The organism is Mesorhizobium sp. P2_B11 (assembly GCF_056404855.1).
In genome coordinates, this window is record NZ_JBFUDF010000003.1 from 357644 (window position 1) to 373908 (window position 16265).

Below are 16265 nucleotides of genomic sequence, written 5' to 3' on the forward strand. Positions count from 1 at the left end.
GGGCGGCAATGCGGTACGGGACCAAGACTGTGGAGCCCCTGGTTATAAGGGCATCGAGCGGCAAGACATTGTTGATGCTGCTGGCCAGCCTCGTCTTTGTCCTGGGCAGTGCTCTCATGATCTATGTCTCCAAGGACGACGACACCACCGGGCTTTGGTGGTGCATGGCCTTCTTCGGGCCATGCGCGCTGGTGTTTGCCTGGCTGCTTGTGCGCCCACAGATGCTGGTGCTGGACGGACAAGGTTTTATTCTCGGCGGCGGTCTTGTCCGATCGCCGAAACTGGTCCGCTGGCAGGACGTTGAAGGCTTCCAGGTCTATGATCTGCCGAGAGCCGGCGAGATGATCGGCTACAATTTTGCACCGGGGGTCAAGAAGAGCTCCGTCATGCGCAGCATCAACAAAAGCCTGGGTGCCGAAGCCACATTGCCCAAGGGCTGGCCATTTTCGCCCCAGGAGATGGCCGTGCTGCTGAACGAATATCGCCGAAGGGCGATGGCGCGATAAGATCGCGGGCCGCGAGAGCTGCACAATTGCCGAGGGAGACCAAGCAGATGCCGGCATCAGAGGCATTGTTGCCGATCGACGTGCCGCAATCGGCCCCCGGCGCGCCCTTGCCGCATGTCTTCGCCGACGAGGGCAGGCTGCTCATCGCTTACATCATCAACACTCCGGATTCGTCATTCGACGGCACCAATCCGCGCTCGATCTCACCCGCGACAGCCGATCAGTCGATCGCCATCCTGACGGCGGATCCTTATCGGGTATTTCAATTCGGCCCGCCAAACGACGAAGCCATTAGCGGGCACCGCTTGTATGGGCTGGGACTGCAGCCCTATTCGGCTTTCGAAGTCCTCAATTCGTCCTGGATCGCTTCCCAGGAAAAGGCAAACCGGGTTCATTCGCGCCACATGCCGGAGCTGTTTTCCGCTTACCGGCACTTCATCTGGACCTTCCACGATTCGACGCTGGAATTCATCGCCGAGAGCTTTTCGGTCAGCCTTCATCAGGGGGCGGTCCTGCCGGCGCTGATGGAGGCGGTCGGATCCCGGTGATCGGGCGCACCGGGATGGGCCGACCGCAATGTGTCCGCCAGATGAATTGCCTCTTTATCGACACGCTGATGCGGGTAGAGTGCGGCTGACTTTCAATCAACCCGTTCGGAGCTGATGCTCGCACGCCTGTTCGTGATCTTCGGTGGCTTGTTCGTGCTGGTGCTCTGTGCAGCACTGGTGGTGCCGTATTTTATCGACTGGACCGGCTACCGCGCCGAGTTCGAGCGCGAGGCGAGCGCCATTCTCGGCCGCAAGGTGACGGTGCAGGGCGACGCCACGGCGCGGCTGTTGCCGTTCCCCTCGGTGACCTTCTCAAACGTCACCGTCGCCGGCGGTCCCGGCGGCCAGCCGGCGATGACCGTCGAGACCTTTTCGATGGATGCGGAGCTGGCGCCGTTCCTGCGCGGCGAAGTGCTGATCTTCGACATGCGGCTGGTGCATCCGAAGGCGACAATCGACATTGCCGATGATGGCACGGTCGACTGGGCGATGCGGCCGTCCTCGCCCTTCGACCTCAACCAGATCTCGATCGAGAAGTTGACGGTGACGGAGGGCGAGATTGCGCTGCGTCATGCCGCCGGCGGCCGCAGCCATCTCATTTCCGAAATCAATTCGACCATCTCGGCCAAGTCGCTGGCCGGGCCGTGGCGCATGGACGGCACATTGCTGCTCGACGGCCTGCGTTCGACGCTCACCGCTTCGACCGGCAAGGCCGAGGGTAACGGCCAGATGCGGCTCAGACTCAAAGTCGATCCGGATGCCTCTCCGCTGGTCATCGAAACCGACGGCAATGCCGGCATCGTCAACGGGGCCGCTGTCTACTCCGGCCAGTTCAAGATTTCCGGTGCCGACAAGAACGACAAAACTCCGGTCGAGTTGCGCGGCAGCGATGGCGAGACCGTCAAGGTCAGTGCGGCCAAGGCCGATCCGGGCTTCCGGCTGAACGGCAAGTTCTCGCTCGACCACCAGAAGCTCGGCGTCGACGAATTCCGTTTTGAGACCGGGCCGCTCGACAATCCCTACACCGCCGACGGCAAGGCTTCGGTCGATCTCGGGCTGAAGCCCAGCTTCGCCATCGAGGCCAATGGCGCGCAGGTGCAACTGGACGAGGCGGTGGGCGCCGAGAAGGGTGCTGGACTGACCTTGGACCAGCGCATTGCCGGGATCGAGCAGGCACTGCTCGACCTGCCGAAACCGACCATACCCGGCACCGTCGAGGTCAAGCTGCCGGCGGTGGTGGCCGGCGACACCACGGTGCGCGACGTGCACCTCTCGGCCGAACCGGTCGATGGCGGCTGGTCGGTGAAGTCGATGGCCGCGACCTTGCCTGGCCGCACCACGCTGGAAGCCAGCGGCATGCTCAGCGTCGAAAACCATTTTGGTTTCACCGGCTCCATGCTTCTGGCGGTGGCGCAGCCTTCCGGCTTTGCCGCATGGCTGTCGAAGGATGTCGACGAGGCGATCCGCCGCCTGCCTGCCGCCGGCTTCAAGGCCAAGGTCGATCTCTCGGAAAGGCGCCAGGCGTTCAGCGATCTCGAACTGATCCTCGGCAAGGCAAAGTTCTCCGGCCGCATCGATTCCAGCCAGCCCGACGACGCCAAGCCGTCGGTGCTGATGCGGCTGACGGGCGGCGAACTCGATGTCGACGGGCTGACCGCCTTCGCCTCGATCTTCGTCAGCGACAAGGGCGCCAACCGCTTCTCCGACCGCGACCTTGATTTCCAGATCAAGGCCGGGCCGGTCAGCGCCGGCGGGCTGACCGCCGACACGGTCGATACCGCGCTCCGGCTGCGCGACGGCCTGCTCGAAATCGACCGGCTGTCGATTGGCGGCCTTGCCGGCGCGTCGATCAGCGCCACCGGCCGGATCAAGGATTTTCCGGCAAGCCCGACCGGCAAGCTCGACGCCTCGGTGGTTGCGGTCGACCTGAAGCCGTTGATCGACATTGCCGCGCAACACTATCCCGACAATGATGTGCTGAAGGGACTGGCAAGCCGCACGTCTGCCTATCCCGAGCTGTTCCAGGACGCGCGCGTCGATCTGGTGGCAAGTGCCGCCGACAATGGCGACGGCACGACAGGGCTGGCGGTCAGCGGACAAGGCAAGGCCGGCGGTTCGGCCTTCTCGGCGTCGCTGTCGGGCAAGGGTGCCGTCGGCCAGTTGCTCGACGCGCCGGTGACGCTGACCTTCAACGCCAAAAGCCCCGACGCCACCGCGCTGCTGGCGCTCTATGGAATGCCGGCGCTGCCGCTCGGCATGCTTGGCCAGGCATCAACCGACATTTCGGCGAAAGGCACGCTTGGCGGTGGCCTGGCGACGAGCTTCAACTTCGCCGCCGATGATTTCAAGGCAACCTTTGACGGCACCGTTGCCCAGACACCACAAGGCGCCACCGCCAAAGGCAAGATCGGCATCGACGCCTCCGATATCGAGCCCTGGCTGATGACGACGGGCGTCGGCCTGCCCGGCATGGGCACCGGCACCTCGACCTCGCTCAGCGCGGATGCCGATTTCGGCAATGGCCTGCTCGTGCTGAGCGGTCTCAGCGGGTCGATCAACGAAGCGGCGGTGTCCGGCGACATCAATCTCGACGTGAAGCAGGGCCTGCCCCATCTTGCCGGTGCGCTGGCGCTCGACGAACTCGACCTCGACCCGATGGCGGTGGCGCTGTTCGGCGACCAGTCGTTCATCGCCAGCAACGGCAATTGGCCGACGGCGCCCTTCAGCCAGAAATCCAGCCTGCCGTTCACCGCCGACCTCGATCTGACGACGGCCACCCTTGCCGCCGGACCGCTGGCGACGGCCTATGACGCGTCGCTGTCGCTGAAGCTTGACCAGGAAGGAATCCGCGTTTCCGACCTGAAGGCAAAGCTGCTCGGCGGCGCGCTCACCGGGCTGTTCGAATTGAAGAACACCGACGGAACCGGGCTGTTCTCCGGCCAGATGAAGCTTGCCGGCGCTGATCTCACGACCGTGCTGCCCAATGCCGGCCTGAGCGGCAGCGGCGATTTCTCGACCGGCCTGTCCACCAGCGGCAAATCGGTCGACGCGATGATTGCGGCATTGTCGGGCTCGGGCACGGCGGCGCTCAAAGGCCTAACCATAGCCGGCGTCAATCCCGACGCCTTCGGCGCCTTGATCGCGAAGGCCGATGCGATCGGGCGCGATATCGACGTGGCCAAGACCGCAGGCTTCGCACCGCAGATCGCCGGCGATGGCAGTTTTGCCGCTGGCGACACCGACATCGCTTTCACGGTTGCCGGCGGCACGCTCAGGGCGCCGCCGGTCAAGCTGGAGAACGCCAGCGCGGCGCTATCGGCCGACATCACGGCGGACCTCAACACCAGCACCGTCGCCGCCAGGGGTACGATCACCTACAAGCCCGGCGACGAGGCGCAGGTCGGGTCGGATCCTTCCGTCAATTTCAGCGTCGACGGGCCGCTCAGTGCGATGAAGAAGCAGTTCGACAGCGAGCCGCTGGCGCAGTTTTTGACCCAGCGCGCGCTGGAGAAGGAGCAGCAGCGGGTCGAGGCGATGCAGGCCGCGCTGCTGGAGAAGCAGCGCCTGCGGCGCGAGGTACGCTACTACGCTGCCCTGCAGACCGAACGTGACAACGCCGCCGAGGAGTTGCGCAAGCAGGAGGAAGCGGCGCGGCTGAAAGCCGAGGCCGACGCCAAGGCGAAAGCGGAAGCCGAAGCAAAAGCGCAAGCCGAAGCGGAGGCGAAAGCCAAGGCGGATGCGGAAGCAAAGGCGGAAGCCGATGCGAAAGCACAGGCGGAGGCAGACGCGAAAGCGCAGGCCGACGCCAAGGCCAAGGCAGATGCGGATGCGAAGGCGCAGGCCGAGCAGCAGGCTGCCGAAGACGCCGCCAAGGCCGAAAACGAACGCAAGAAGGCTGAACAGGCGATGCGGATTGCGTCACAGGAAAAGGCCAGGCTGGAGGCCGAACGCAAGGCCCAGGAGCAGGCGCCGAAGGTCGATCGCTCACTGCCGGGCGTCAATGACGGCTCGGCCCCGGCGCCGCCAAAGCCCAAGACAAACCCGTTCTCGGTCGACAATCTGCTGAAGTCGCTGGGCAATTGAGACGTTCCAAGGTAGCCGTCGCTTGCCGCAACCTATTGCTTGTGGCGGGTCAACAGGCGGCCCAGCATCGGTTCGATGCGCTCGAGCTCGTCGATATGCGCGGCCGACAGCTCGGCGAGCCGATCTTCGGCATGCTCGGTCAGTCTCAAGAACACGCGCCGCTGATCGTCCTTGTCCTGATCCCTGATCACAAGCCCTGCCTCGCTTAGCCGGTTTACCAGCTCCACGGCGCTGTGATGACGGATACGCAGGCGTTCGGCGAGGTCGCCGACCGTCACAGGTCCGCCATCCGGAAAACCCTTGATCGCCAGCAGCGCCTGATGCTGGCGCGGGGTCAGGCCGGCCTCGTTGGCTTGGGTCTGGCTGAATTCGAGGAAGCGCCGGATCAGGTACCGGAATTCGGACAGGCGCTGGTAATCGGCCTGGGAGATGGCGGGGCGTGGTTTCTGCGGAGCTGTCATGCCCGATCTCTATCGCCCTTTACCGGAAAAGCTCAACGCCCAGTGCGCAAACGTCGTCCAAAATGACGCGGTAGACCGGCGAGTAACGGTCTTGAACATTTATATCGTATTACGATACATAGCGACCCGACAACAGGATGGCGCTTGGCGTCGTCGGAAAGCTGGGCCGCCCCATGAAATCCTCGGAAAATCATCATCTGCGCGACTTCACCACCGATGCGCGCGTACTGCTCATCGCGGCGATCGCGGTCGTGGTCGCAACCGCAGGGCTGTTTGCGGGCATTGCGCTGTTGAAGCTGATCCGACTTGCCACAAACATTGCCTATTTCGGCCAGTTCTCGCTTGCCGATCTGAAGCTTCAGGACACGCCGCTCGGTTATGTCGCCGTCATTGTTCCGGTGATCGGCGCGCTGATCATCGGCTTGATGGCCAGATATGGCAGCGAAAAAATCCGCGGCCATGGAATTCCCGAAGCCATCGAGGCGATCCTGCTCGGTCGCTCGCGGCTTGGCGCCAAGGTGGCGATCCTGAAGCCGCTGTCGTCGGCGATCTCGATCGGCAGCGGCGGCCCGTTCGGCGCCGAAGGTCCCATCATCATGACCGGCGGCGCCATCGGCTCGCTGATCGCGCAGATGCTGCCGGTCAGCGACAATGAGCGCAAGACGTTGCTGGTGGCGGGTGCGGCGGCCGGCATGACCACCGTCTTCGGCACGCCGATAGCGGCCATCATGCTGGCCGTCGAACTGCTGCTCTTCGAATGGACGCCGCGCAGCTTCATTCCCGTCGCGGTCGCAGCCATCATTGCCGAGGTCGAGCGCACCATGCTGCATTTGCCGGGGCCGATCTTCCCGTTCCAGGGCAGCATGGACGCCTCGTTCCTCGCCCTTGGCGGTTGGGTTGCGGTCGGCATCTGCGCCGGCCTTCTCTCCGGCCTGCTGACGCAATTGGTCTATGGCTGCGAGGACGCGTTCCAGAAACTGCCGATCCACTGGATGTGGTGGCCGATGATCGGCGGCCTTGTGGTGGGCATTGGCGGGCTGATCGAGCCGCGGGCGCTCGGTGTCGGCTATGACAATATCGCCGACATGCTGGATGGCCGCATGCTTGCCGCCGCCGCGCTCACGCTGCTGGTGGTGAAGGCGGTCATCTGGTCGGTGGCGCTGGGGTCTGGAACATCGGGCGGCGTGCTGGCGCCGCTGCTGATCATGGGCGGCGCAATGGGCGCCGTGCTCTCCGGAATTCTGCCGGAGGCAACGCCCGGCTTCTGGCCATTGCTGGCGATGGCCGCGACCATGGGCGGCACCATGCGCGCGCCGCTGACGGCTACTTTCTTTGCGGTCGAACTGACCGGCAATACGCATATGCTGGTGCCGCTGATCGCGGCATGTGCCGCCGCGCATGCCGTCACTGTGCTGTTGATGAAGCGTTCGATCCTGACCGAGAAGGTGGCGCGGCGAGGGCATCATCTGGTGCGCGAATACCGTGTCGACCCGTTCGCGCTGACCAGGGTGCGCGAGGTGATGACGTCGAATGTCGAGAGCGTGCCGGCGACAATGTCGCTGCACGGTGCGGCTGCCTTCCTGACCGCGCCCGAGACGCGGCATCCGAGTTTTCCGGTGGTCAATGCGGACGGCAACGTGCTTGGCGTCATCGATCCGCCTGCTATCCTGCGCTGGCGCCGCGCCGGCAAGCACCGCACCACGACGCTCGGCGAGTTGCTCGCCGGCAGCAAGGTGACGCTCGCCTACCCCGATGAATATCTGGAGGGCCTCTCCGACAAATTGCTGACGGCCAACATTTCGCATCTGCCAGTCGTCACCCGCGAGGGGTCTCGTCTGGTCGGCTATATCGGCTGGAAGGATTTGATGCGGGTGAGGGCGAAGAAGCAGGCCGAGGAACGGGATCGCACGGCACTGCTCGGTTTCGGCGCCAAACGCCGGAAGCAGGAGAGCGCGGCCGACCCGGTCTAAGGTCTGGCGTTGCGCTTCGCCCAGTCCAGCACATGCAGCCGGAGCGCCGAGGAGAGGTTGGCGTCGCGCGGCCTTGTCTCGTCGATTTCGGCGACCAGCGCAGCGAGCGTCAGCTTGCGCGCGGCTGCGATGGCGACGAGATCGTCGTAAAAAGGTTTTTCGAGGGAATAGCTGGTGCGGTGGCCGCGGATCGTCACCGAGCGCTTTTCGACCGGGCTCACCGCGGGCTGCCCATCAATCGCCCTGATCTTTCGGGCGTTCGCGGCGATGGCCGGCGACGAAGGTTTCTGCCTTGTCGGCGATCAACTGGTCGCGGCTCTTTTCGGCTTTGGAACGGCCATGCAGAGCGCGGTTCTCGCCGGCCTGCCGTTCCTTTTCGGCGCGCGCCTTTTGCTTGCGGACCTGGCGAAGATTGATGATTTCGCCCATGTCGCGGCTCGTCGGCTACTTCTTGCGGAAGGCGTCAAGCGAGACGACGTCGGCGCCCTTGCCGGCGGCGGCATCGGCTGCGGCAGGCTTCTTCTCGGCTTCGGCCGCAGCCGCCTTCTTCTCGGCCTTCGGCTTTTTCTCGGAGACGATGGCCAAGGGCTCGGGCGCCGGCTGTGCCGGCGCTTCGTCTTCCGCCGGGACGTCTGTCTTGACGTCGAATTCGAGTTCGAAATTCACCGACGGGTCGTAGAAGCCGCGCACGGCAGAGAACGGGATCTCCAGTTTCTCCGGCACGTCGGAGAAGGACAGGCCGACCTCGAAGCCGGTATCGGTCACCTTCAGGTCCCAATACTGGAACTGGATGACGATGGTCATCTGTTCGGGATAGCGCTCGCGCAGCCTGGACGACACGCGCACGCCCGGCGCGCCGGTCAGGAAGGTGATGAAGAAATGATGGTTGCCGGGAAGGCCGGTGCGCGCGACTTCGGCCAGGACCTTGCGCATGACGCCGCGCAACGCCTCCTGGGCCAGAATGTCGTAGCGGATGTGGTCGTCGGCCATGTGCTGGTCGGGTTCCGTTGAATCGTCCGCATAGCTGTAATCAAGCTTGAGGGCGGCGTAAACCGCATATAGATCGCTGATGTGCGGAAGCGAGGCCCGTCACTGACGATTTGATCGCTGGCTTCGATCGCTCAGGCGCTGGCCAGCTGCTTTTCCACCGCTGCCGCGGATCTGCGCTTGCCGAAGGCGCGCACGAAAGTTCTCACGCCATGGGTCGCGGATTGCAGCACTTCATCCTCGGATGGCATGCCGCCAAGCATGAAGGTGGTTTGAAGTTCGGCGTTGGCCAGCGCAAGGAACTGGCGCGCGGCGACATCGGGATCGTCGACCGTGAGATGGCCGGCATGGGCGAGGCGGGCAAAACGGGCGGCAAGTGCCGGCCATGTCCGGCCCGGACCATGGTCGCGCCATTCGGCAAACAGTTCGGGATAGCGCTCGCCCTCGGTCTGGATCAGCTTGCGCAAGAAACGTCCATCGCGGTTGCAGATGCAGTTCTGGTTCATGCGCACGGCAAAGCCGATCAGGTCAGCCTCGAGATCCCTGGGCTGGTCGGGGAAGGTGGCAAAGGTGGCAAAAATGCCGGCATTGCAGCGCTCGGTCAGATCGCGCACCACGGCCATGAAGAGCTTTTCCTTGTCGCGGTGGTGATTGTAGATGGTCTGGCGCGAGACGCCGGCCTCCATCGCGATCAGGTCGATATTGGCGCCGGCAAAGCCCTCGCGGCAAAACACCGAAGCCGCCGCGTCGATGATCGACATACGCTTGGCCTCGTGGCCGCGTGGCGGGAAAATGTCAGGAGAAACGGCAAGCTTCATAAAAAACTATATAGAGGTGATTGACGAATTAGACAAGGCTGTCTAAATTTGTGGACATAACAAAACGGAAATTTGTGCCGAGGGGACGACTGAATTCGCCCCGGGGCGTAGGATTTCCACGGGATGGAACGTCCTGGGGTTAGACGTCGCTTGCCGGCGGCAACCAGATTCGAAAGAAGCCATTATCATGAGTCCCAAATTCCTCCGCATTGCGGTCGTGCTCGGCTTGTTGTCCGCCATCGGCCCCTTCGCCATCGATATGTATCTGCCCGCACTGCCGTCGATCGGCGAGGATTTGCATGCCGGCACCGCTGCCGTGCAGATGAGCCTTTTGATCTTCTTCCTGTCGATGGGTTTCGGCCAGATCGTCGTCGGGCCGATTTCCGATATGGTCGGCCGCAAGCTGCCGCTCTATGGCGGCCTTGCGCTGTTCATGGTCGGCGGCATCGGTTCGGCCATGGCGCCGACCATCGAATGGCTGATCGCCTTCCGCTTCCTGCAAGGTCTCGGCGCCAGCGCCGGCATGGCGGTGCCGCGCGCCATCGTGCGCGACCTGCACACCGGCACGGAAGCCGCCAAGCTGATGTCTTTGTTGATGCTGGTGTTTTCGGTGTCGCCGATCCTGGCGCCGCTGACCGGCAGCCAGATCATCGAGAACTTTGGTTGGCGCGCGGTGTTCTGGACGGTGACCGGCGCGGCGGCACTTGCCACCATCCTGCTCGCGACCTCGCTCAAGGAGACGCGGCCGGCGGAAGAGCGCGTCGGTTCGTCCTTCGGAACCGCCCTTGCCGGCTATCGCTTCCTGATGGGTGACCTCAATTTCCTCGGCCTGGTGGCGATCGCCGGCTTCGGCATTGCCTCCTTCTTTGTCTACCTCTCCAGCTCGTCCTTCATCCTGATCGACCATTACGGGCTGTCGCCGTCGGTCTACAGCGTGTTCTTCTCGATCAACGCGGTGGCCTTTATCGGCATGTCGCAGCTGACGGGAGTGCTGTCGGAACGGTTTGGGCTGAAGCGCGTCGTCTGGGTAGCAGTAACCGGCTATGCCACAACCATGGTTGTGCTGTTTGCGATCATGGCGACGGGCGTCGACCGGCTCGATGTGATGGCGGCGCTGCTCTTCGTCGGCTACGGCTTCCTTGGCCTGGTCATCCCGACGACATCGGTGCTGGCCATGGAAGAGCATGGCGAGATCGCCGGCACCGCTTCGGCGCTGATGGGCACGCTGCACTTCGCCATCGGCGCCCTGGCCATGGGTGTCGCCGGCATCTTCTTCGACGGCACGCCGCTGCCTATGGTGGCGGGCATTACGCTGTGCGCGGTGATCTCGTTCACGCTGGCCAAGCTGACGCTCGGCCGCACGCGTGAAGCCGTGGAAGCGCCGGCCGAGTAAGCCAATCGCAATCGATCGGAAAAGGCCGGATTTGTCCCGGCCTTTTTCATGTCCGGGACAGCCCGGCCTCAGCCAGAATGAAGCGCAGCCGCGCTTCGACCGGCGCCAGCGGCAGTTCCACCAGCTCGTAGCCCAGTTCGGTGTAGACGCCGACCAGTGAGTGATAGGTGCGCTCGGCCTCGTCGAGCGTCTGCTTTCGCTCGCTGTCCTGGATGAAGATGTCCGGCCATGGTGGGGCAATGAAGATGCGGCTGTTGTACCGGAATGTTGCCGCGGCGTTTGTGACATGAGCGGGCACCGGCAACCCGATCAGCCTGTAATAGCCCAGCGTATCCGGCACCCCGCGATCGAAGAAGACCGGTCCCGTATGGTCGCAAGCGGCCTGCCAGGAGCGCATCTCCCATGACAGCATCAGCTCGGAAAACAACGCCTTGTCGTGCCAGGGCAGGGCAGTTCCGCCGATCGCCACCTGGTCGCGGATAATGCCGCGCCCGGCTTCGGGCGAGGTGGCGAAGCCTGCGGCCTGCAGCGCTTCGATCAGCGTGGTCTTGCCGGAACCGGGACCGCCGGTCAGTACGAAGAATCGATCGGTTTGCATCTTTTGTCCATGGAGAAGGGCGCACGCGGCTCGACAGCTTCGCGGCCCACAGCCAGGCAAAGTTCGACCAGCGGCAGCCGGCGCTGCGCGTAAAATATTGGGGAGGGGAGAAGTGGAGGTTTCTGTTGCCAGGTACCTCCGAACCCCGCCTAGAAGTGCGAACCTCTAGGGCTTGATTTGAAGCTATCGCACTGCATTAAGCAGCGAGACGTGCTTCCGCATAGTTGTCATTTGCAACTACAGGTTTAGCCCGATGACGGTGGTACCATGCCGGGCAAAAGTACGATCTTTACACCTTCGTCGATCCTATTTCGCCCCCAGCAAGAACCGCTTTGTCGTCAAAGCGGCTTTTGGTGGAGGCGCCGGGTACCGCCCCCGGGTCCGAACGGCTTATTACATCGCCCATTTATCGCCATAGTCGGTCAAGCCGACAAAACGAATATAGGGGGGCGACGCGGAAAATGAAAGGCCGCAATGGTGCTTTGTCCCTATGTCAAATCGCGACGCCGAGGGTTGACTTGAGCGCGGTCTCAACCGAAGCTTTCCCGCGGTGAGGAGTTCTCGACCTAGCGCACAGGTTGCGTAGCGCGCCACAGCCCTCATCGACCGAATCCGTGGCGCCGACGAGGGGAAGTCTGATGGCCGACTATCTTGCGGATGTGAAGAAATACGACGCCGGCGCCAGCGCCGATGCGGTCGAAAAGATCGTCAAGCATCTCGGTATTGCGCTGAGGAACCGCGATTCCTCGCTGGTATCGTGCACCGACCCCAAGGAACTCGAGCGCGTCAAGACCAACTGGGTCGCCAAGAAGCTCGGCGTGACCGACGGGGCGAAAGCCGACGCCGCGATCGAGAAGACCTGCAAGGCACTGGCTGCCGACAGCTCCAAGAGCCGCGTGACGTTCTACTATCTGGTCGCCAAGGATCTGGGGAAGCTGGGTTCGCTCTGATCGACTGCGCCGCCTGAAAGTGGACGCCGGTGCGGTTGCGCACCGGCTGTTGGGCGATATCCCCGAGGCATTTTCGCTTTGCTGTGTTCGGCCGACGGCCAGTCGGCTATGATCGCGGCAACCCCGAATCGAGGCGAAGCCGATGCGCCAGTATCTAGACCTTTTGCAGCATGTGCTGGACAATGGCGCCGATCGCGGCGACCGCACCGGCACCGGCACGCGTGGGGTGTTCGGCTACCAGATGCGCTTCGACCTGGCGCGCGGCTTTCCCGTCACCACCACCAAGAAGCTGCATCTGAAGTCGATCATCCATGAACTCCTGTGGTTCCTGGCCGGCGACACCAACATCAAATACCTCAACGACCATGGCGTTTCGATCTGGGACGAGTGGGCCGACGAGAATGGCGATCTTGGCCCGGTCTATGGCAAGCAGTGGCGCTCCTGGCCGGATGGTCATGGCGGGTCGATCGACCAGATTGCCAATCTTCTCAAGGAGATACGCAAGAACCCGAATTCGCGCCGGCTGATCGTTTCGGCGTGGAATCCGGCCGAGGTCGAGGCCATGGCGCTGCCGCCATGCCACTGCCTGTTCCAGTTCTACGTCTCGGACGGCAAACTGTCCTGCCAGCTTTACCAGCGTTCGGCCGACATTTTTCTCGGCGTTCCCTTTAACATCGCCTCCTACGCGCTGCTGACGTTGATGGTGGCGCAGGTCACCGGGCTGAAGCCCGGCGATTTCGTCCACACACTCGGCGACGCGCACCTCTATTCCAACCATTTCGAGCAGGCGCGCGAACAGTTGCGGCGTTCGCCCAAGGCGCTGCCGACACTGTGGATCAATCCTGATGTGAAGGACCTGTTCGCCTTCCGCTTCGAGGATTTCCGGCTGGACAACTACTTTGCCGACGCGACGATCAAGGCGCCGATCGCGGTATAGGTCTCCGTTTTCTCAATCAATGCCGACCATGACGTCCGACGCCTTGATCACGGCATAGGCCTGTTTGCCCTTCTCGAGCTGGAGATCGGCAACGGCCTCGTTGGTGATCGAGGCGGTGACGACCGAGCCGCCGACGTCGATACGGACATGCGAGGTGGTGGCGCCTTTGACGATCTCGACGATCGTTCCCTTGAGGATGTTGCGGGCGCTGATTTTCATGGGGACTTCCTTTCCAAGGTTTGTCTGCCCCTCATAGCCAGAACAATCGATGCCGAACAGACGCTTTCGACGGCCGGCGGCCTTCCCATGTTATATTCATCCGGATATATCGATCCTAGGCTTCGAGCCAGTCGGATTTCAAACCCAGGGAGAGTTTCGATGACGCGTAAAGGTTTCGGATTGAGGGCGATCGCGATTGGCGGTTTTGCCGCAGCGCTGATGGCCGCGATGCCGGCGGCCCATGCGGAAGACAAGGTGATCGTGTTTGCCGCGGCCAGCCTCAAGGATGGGCTCGATGCCGTCAACAAGGCCTGCGAAGCCGATGTCGGCGAGGCCGCGACCGTCTCCTATGCCGCAAGCTCGGCACTGGCCAAGCAGATCGAAGGCGGGGCGCCTGCCGATGTCTTCATCTCGGCCGATCTCGACTGGATGAAATATCTCTCCGACAAGAAGCTGACCAAGCCGGACACCGAGGTGAAACTGCTTGGCAACCAGATCGTTCTGGTGGCGCCGAAGGATTCGAAGGTCGAGACCAAGATCGAGAAAGGTTTCGACCTCGCCAAGCTGGTCGGCGACGGCAAGCTCGCCATGGGCGACTTCAAGGCCGTGCCGGCCGGCAAATACGGCAAGGCGGCACTTGAATCGCTCGGCGTCTGGTCGTCGGTGGAAAGCAAGGTGGCGCAGGCCGAGAATGTGCGCGCAGCACTCAAGCTGGTGTCGACGGGTGAAGCAGCGCTCGGCATCGTCTATGCCACCGACGCGCATGCCGACAAGGGCGTCAAGGTGGTCGGCACCTTCCCGGAGGATTCGCATCCGCCCATCATCTATCCGGTTGCCCAGACCGCCGATTCCAAGGACAAGGATACGCCGGCTTTCCTGAAGTGTCTTGAGTCCGCCAAGGCGGCCGACCTTTTCAAGGCACAGGGCTTCACGATCCTGGCGCCGAGCAACTAAGGCAACGCCTGACGCATGAACTGGCTGCTGGACCTCACTCCCGACGAATGGAATGCGGTCCGGCTGTCGATCAAGGTCGCGACGGTGGCAATGCTGTTCAGCATGCCACCGGGCATCGCGATCGCGCTGCTGCTTGCCCGCGGCAAGTTCTGGGGCAAGACGCTGCTCAACGGCGTGGTGCATTTGCCGCTGATCCTGCCGCCGGTGGTGACCGGCTATCTCTTGCTGCTCACCTTCGGCCGGCGCGGACCGGCCGGCGCATTCCTGGCCGAGCATTTTGGCATCGTCTTTTCGTTTCGCTGGACCGGTGCCGCGTTGGCCTGCGGCATCATGGGCTTCCCCTTGATGGTGCGGGCGATCCGGCTGTCGATCGAGGCCGTCGACCGCAAGATGGAGGCGGCGGCAGGCACGCTCGGCGCCAACCCGCTCTGGGTCTTCGCCACGATCACACTGCCTTTGATCCTGCCCGGGCTGATCGCCGGCTCCATCCTGTCTTTCGCCAAGGCGATGGGCGAGTTCGGCGCCACCATCACCTTCGTCTCCAACATTCCCAATGAGACGCAGACGCTGCCGTCGGCAATCTACACTTTTACGCAAGTGCCGGGCGGCGATGACGGGGCGCTACGGCTGACGCTGATCTCGATCATTATCTCGATGGCGGCCCTGGTTGCCTCGGAAGTGCTGGCGCGGCGGGTCGGCCGGCGGATGGATATCGAATGAGCGTCGTTGTCGACATCAGCCATCGTCTCGGCGAGTTCGCCATCGACGCCCGTTTCGAAAGCGCCGGGCGGCTGACGGCGCTGTTCGGGCCCTCGGGCTCCGGCAAGACGACGCTGATCAACCTGATCGCGGGCCTGATCCGGCCGACCAAGGGCCGCATCGCGGTCGACGGCCGTGTGCTGGTCGATACCGATGCCGGCATTTTCGTGCCGAAGCACAGGCGCCGCATCGGCATGGTGTTCCAGGATGCACGGCTGTTTCCGCATATGAGCGTGGCCGGCAATTTGCGCTACGGCCGATGGTTTACGCCGCCAGCGGAGCGCTACGCGGATATGGACGCCGTCGTCGAACTGCTCGGCATCAGTCCGCTGCTCGACCGACGGCCGGCAAAACTGTCGGGCGGCGAGAAGCAGCGTGTGGCGATCGGCCGGGCGCTGCTGGCCAGCCCGAAATTGCTGTTGATGGACGAGCCGCTGGCCTCGCTCGACGATGCGCGCAAGGCCGAAATCCTGCCCTATGTCGAAAGGCTGCGCGACGAGACCAAGCTGCCTATCGTCTATGTCAGCCACTCCGTGGCCGAGGTGGCGCGGCTGGCGAGCGACGTGGTGGTGATGGCGCAGGGCAAGGCCGCGGCTTTCGGGCCGACCGGCGCGATCATGCAGCGGCTCGATTTGTTGCCGGCCGAAGAGCGCGGCGAGGGCGGCGCGGTGCTGGATACCAAGGTGCTGCGCCATGACCACGCCTTCGGCATGAGTGTGCTCGGCTCGGCGGCGGGCGAAATCCGGGTGCCGCGGCTGGCGGTTGCGCCTGGCGCGCCGGTGCGCATCCGCATCCGTGCCCGCGACGTGATGATCGCCACCGAGCAGCCGACAGGCCTCAGCGCACTCAACATCCTTCCGGGCATCATCGTCGCAATCAGCCCGGGTGAGGGGCCAACGGTCGAGGTCGGCATCGACTGCAATGGCGCAACCGTACTTGCCCGCATCACCGAACAATCGCGGCAGGCGCTGAACCTTCGGCTCGGCGGCAAGGTGTTCGCGGTGGTCAAGACGGTCAGTTTCGACCGCGCCAACACCGGCGCCGGTCTGCCGGCCGAAGCGGATGGTTGATGGCCGCTATAT

Annotated in this window: 17 protein-coding genes and 1 other RNA gene; 10 read left to right on the top strand and 8 right to left on the bottom strand. The window is 63.4% G+C overall.

Going from position 1 to position 16265, the window contains the following annotated elements; genetic code table 11:
* Positions 1-29: 29 nt before the first annotated feature.
* The 3 genes from AC1DYJ_RS10250 to AC1DYJ_RS10260 all read left to right on the top strand — a co-directional run bounded on the left by AC1DYJ_RS10250 (position 30) and on the right by AC1DYJ_RS10260 (position 5137).
* Positions 30-506, top strand: a complete 477-nt coding sequence (locus tag AC1DYJ_RS10250) for a hypothetical protein (RefSeq protein ID WP_477280515.1) — start codon at positions 30-32, stop codon at positions 504-506.
* A 47-nt stretch (positions 507-553) separates the two neighbouring features.
* Positions 554-1054 (top strand): hypothetical protein, encoded by a 501-nt coding sequence (locus AC1DYJ_RS10255; RefSeq protein ID WP_477280516.1) that lies wholly within the window; start codon positions 554-556, stop codon positions 1052-1054.
* A gap of 114 nt (positions 1055-1168) precedes the next feature.
* Positions 1169-5137 carry an AsmA family protein gene (locus tag AC1DYJ_RS10260; RefSeq protein ID WP_477280517.1) on the top strand — a complete coding sequence of 1323 codons (3969 nt, stop codon included), beginning with the start codon at positions 1169-1171 and terminating at the stop codon, positions 5135-5137.
* A 32-nt stretch (positions 5138-5169) separates the two neighbouring features.
* On the opposite strand, the gene AC1DYJ_RS10265 is transcribed toward AC1DYJ_RS10260, so the two are convergent.
* The gene (locus AC1DYJ_RS10265; protein WP_477280518.1) at positions 5170-5598 is read right to left on the bottom strand and encodes a MarR family winged helix-turn-helix transcriptional regulator; all 429 of its coding nucleotides are present in this window, start codon (positions 5596-5598) and stop codon (positions 5170-5172) included.
* Positions 5599-5771: 173 nt separating this feature from the next.
* Here AC1DYJ_RS10265 and AC1DYJ_RS10270 point away from each other — a divergent pair, with 173 nt between their 5' ends.
* Complete coding sequence (locus AC1DYJ_RS10270; protein WP_477280519.1) at positions 5772-7568, top strand: chloride channel protein; 1797 nt, start codon at positions 5772-5774, stop codon at positions 7566-7568.
* Here AC1DYJ_RS10270 and AC1DYJ_RS10275 read toward each other — a convergent pair.
* The 4 genes from AC1DYJ_RS10275 to AC1DYJ_RS10290 form a co-directional block, all read right to left on the bottom strand.
* Positions 7565-7789 carry a ribbon-helix-helix domain-containing protein gene (locus tag AC1DYJ_RS10275; RefSeq protein ID WP_477280520.1) on the bottom strand — a complete coding sequence of 75 codons (225 nt, stop codon included), beginning with the start codon at positions 7787-7789 and terminating at the stop codon, positions 7565-7567. The two genes, AC1DYJ_RS10270 and AC1DYJ_RS10275, sit on opposite strands and share 4 nt — an antisense overlap.
* A gap of 13 nt (positions 7790-7802) precedes the next feature.
* Positions 7803-7997 (bottom strand): DUF4169 family protein, encoded by a 195-nt coding sequence (locus AC1DYJ_RS10280; RefSeq protein WP_477280521.1) that lies wholly within the window; start codon positions 7995-7997, stop codon positions 7803-7805.
* A 15-nt stretch (positions 7998-8012) separates the two neighbouring features.
* Entirely contained in the window at positions 8013-8558 is a 546-nt protein-coding gene (locus tag AC1DYJ_RS10285) for an SspB family protein (protein ID WP_477280522.1), read from the bottom strand.
* Positions 8559-8689: 131 nt separating this feature from the next.
* Positions 8690-9373 (bottom strand): TetR/AcrR family transcriptional regulator, encoded by a 684-nt coding sequence (locus AC1DYJ_RS10290; protein ID WP_477280523.1) that lies wholly within the window; start codon positions 9371-9373, stop codon positions 8690-8692.
* Between the two features lie 187 nt (positions 9374-9560).
* On the opposite strand from AC1DYJ_RS10290, the gene AC1DYJ_RS10295 reads away from it, so the two are divergent.
* Positions 9561-10766, top strand: a complete 1206-nt coding sequence (locus tag AC1DYJ_RS10295; protein ID WP_477280524.1) for a multidrug effflux MFS transporter — start codon at positions 9561-9563, stop codon at positions 10764-10766.
* Positions 10767-10812: 46 nt separating this feature from the next.
* Here AC1DYJ_RS10295 and AC1DYJ_RS10300 read toward each other — a convergent pair whose 3' ends face one another.
* Positions 10813-11364 carry an AAA family ATPase gene (locus tag AC1DYJ_RS10300; protein ID WP_477280525.1) on the bottom strand — a complete coding sequence of 184 codons (552 nt, stop codon included), beginning with the start codon at positions 11362-11364 and terminating at the stop codon, positions 10813-10815.
* A gap of 111 nt (positions 11365-11475) precedes the next feature.
* Positions 11476-11835, bottom strand: a transfer-messenger RNA (tmRNA) gene (gene ssrA / locus AC1DYJ_RS10305).
* Positions 11836-12002: 167 nt separating this feature from the next.
* Here ssrA and AC1DYJ_RS10310 point away from each other — a divergent pair.
* Both AC1DYJ_RS10310 and AC1DYJ_RS10315 read left to right on the top strand, forming a co-directional pair.
* Complete coding sequence (locus AC1DYJ_RS10310; RefSeq protein WP_112394624.1) at positions 12003-12314, top strand: DUF2853 family protein; 312 nt, start codon at positions 12003-12005, stop codon at positions 12312-12314.
* Between the two features lie 142 nt (positions 12315-12456).
* Positions 12457-13251 carry a thymidylate synthase gene (locus tag AC1DYJ_RS10315; RefSeq protein WP_477280526.1) on the top strand — a complete coding sequence of 265 codons (795 nt, stop codon included), beginning with the start codon at positions 12457-12459 and terminating at the stop codon, positions 13249-13251.
* Positions 13252-13263: 12 nt separating this feature from the next.
* On the opposite strand, the gene AC1DYJ_RS10320 is transcribed toward AC1DYJ_RS10315, so the two are convergent.
* Positions 13264-13470, bottom strand: a complete 207-nt coding sequence (locus AC1DYJ_RS10320) for a TOBE domain-containing protein (RefSeq protein ID WP_477280527.1) — start codon at positions 13468-13470, stop codon at positions 13264-13266.
* A 159-nt stretch (positions 13471-13629) separates the two neighbouring features.
* Between AC1DYJ_RS10320 and modA the strand changes: the two genes are divergently transcribed.
* The 3 genes from modA to modC are packed head-to-tail and all read left to right on the top strand — an operon-like array spanning position 13630 to position 16253.
* The gene (gene modA, locus AC1DYJ_RS10325) at positions 13630-14424 is read left to right on the top strand and encodes a molybdate ABC transporter substrate-binding protein (RefSeq protein WP_477280528.1); all 795 of its coding nucleotides are present in this window, start codon (positions 13630-13632) and stop codon (positions 14422-14424) included.
* A gap of 15 nt (positions 14425-14439) precedes the next feature.
* Positions 14440-15144: a molybdate ABC transporter permease subunit gene (modB, locus tag AC1DYJ_RS10330; protein ID WP_477280529.1), complete on the top strand. Its 705-nt coding sequence runs from the start codon at positions 14440-14442 to the stop codon at positions 15142-15144.
* Positions 15141-16253 carry a molybdenum ABC transporter ATP-binding protein gene (gene modC, locus AC1DYJ_RS10335; RefSeq protein WP_477280530.1) on the top strand — a complete coding sequence of 371 codons (1113 nt, stop codon included), beginning with the start codon at positions 15141-15143 and terminating at the stop codon, positions 16251-16253. Before modB ends, modC begins: the two co-directional genes overlap by 4 nt.
* Positions 16254-16265: the final 12 nt, after the last annotated feature.

What these genes read in the sequence shown, in the direction of transcription:
- AC1DYJ_RS10255 (WP_477280516.1), top strand. Translation starts at nt 554, where the DNA reads ATGCCGGCATCAGAGGCATTGTTGCCGATCGACGTGCCGCAATCGGCC.
- AC1DYJ_RS10310 (WP_112394624.1), top strand. Translation starts at nt 12,003, where the DNA reads ATGGCCGACTATCTTGCGGATGTGAAGAAATACGACGCCGGCGCCAGC.
- modC (WP_477280530.1), top strand. Translation starts at nt 15,141, where the DNA reads ATGAGCGTCGTTGTCGACATCAGCCATCGTCTCGGCGAGTTCGCCATC.
- AC1DYJ_RS10280 (WP_477280521.1), bottom strand. Translation starts at nt 7,997, where the DNA reads ATGGGCGAAATCATCAATCTTCGCCAGGTCCGCAAGCAAAAGGCGCGC.
- AC1DYJ_RS10285 (WP_477280522.1), bottom strand. Translation starts at nt 8,558, where the DNA reads ATGGCCGACGACCACATCCGCTACGACATTCTGGCCCAGGAGGCGTTG.
- modB (WP_477280529.1), top strand. Translation starts at nt 14,440, where the DNA reads ATGAACTGGCTGCTGGACCTCACTCCCGACGAATGGAATGCGGTCCGG.
- AC1DYJ_RS10270 (WP_477280519.1), top strand. Translation starts at nt 5,772, where the DNA reads ATGAAATCCTCGGAAAATCATCATCTGCGCGACTTCACCACCGATGCG.
- AC1DYJ_RS10265 (WP_477280518.1), bottom strand. Translation starts at nt 5,598, where the DNA reads ATGACAGCTCCGCAGAAACCACGCCCCGCCATCTCCCAGGCCGATTAC.
- AC1DYJ_RS10260 (WP_477280517.1), top strand. Translation starts at nt 1,169, where the DNA reads ATGCTCGCACGCCTGTTCGTGATCTTCGGTGGCTTGTTCGTGCTGGTG.
- AC1DYJ_RS10320 (WP_477280527.1), bottom strand. Translation starts at nt 13,470, where the DNA reads ATGAAAATCAGCGCCCGCAACATCCTCAAGGGAACGATCGTCGAGATC.
- modA (WP_477280528.1), top strand. Translation starts at nt 13,630, where the DNA reads ATGACGCGTAAAGGTTTCGGATTGAGGGCGATCGCGATTGGCGGTTTT.
- AC1DYJ_RS10300 (WP_477280525.1), bottom strand. Translation starts at nt 11,364, where the DNA reads ATGCAAACCGATCGATTCTTCGTACTGACCGGCGGTCCCGGTTCCGGC.
- AC1DYJ_RS10315 (WP_477280526.1), top strand. Translation starts at nt 12,457, where the DNA reads ATGCGCCAGTATCTAGACCTTTTGCAGCATGTGCTGGACAATGGCGCC.
- AC1DYJ_RS10295 (WP_477280524.1), top strand. Translation starts at nt 9,561, where the DNA reads ATGAGTCCCAAATTCCTCCGCATTGCGGTCGTGCTCGGCTTGTTGTCC.
- AC1DYJ_RS10290 (WP_477280523.1), bottom strand. Translation starts at nt 9,373, where the DNA reads ATGAAGCTTGCCGTTTCTCCTGACATTTTCCCGCCACGCGGCCACGAG.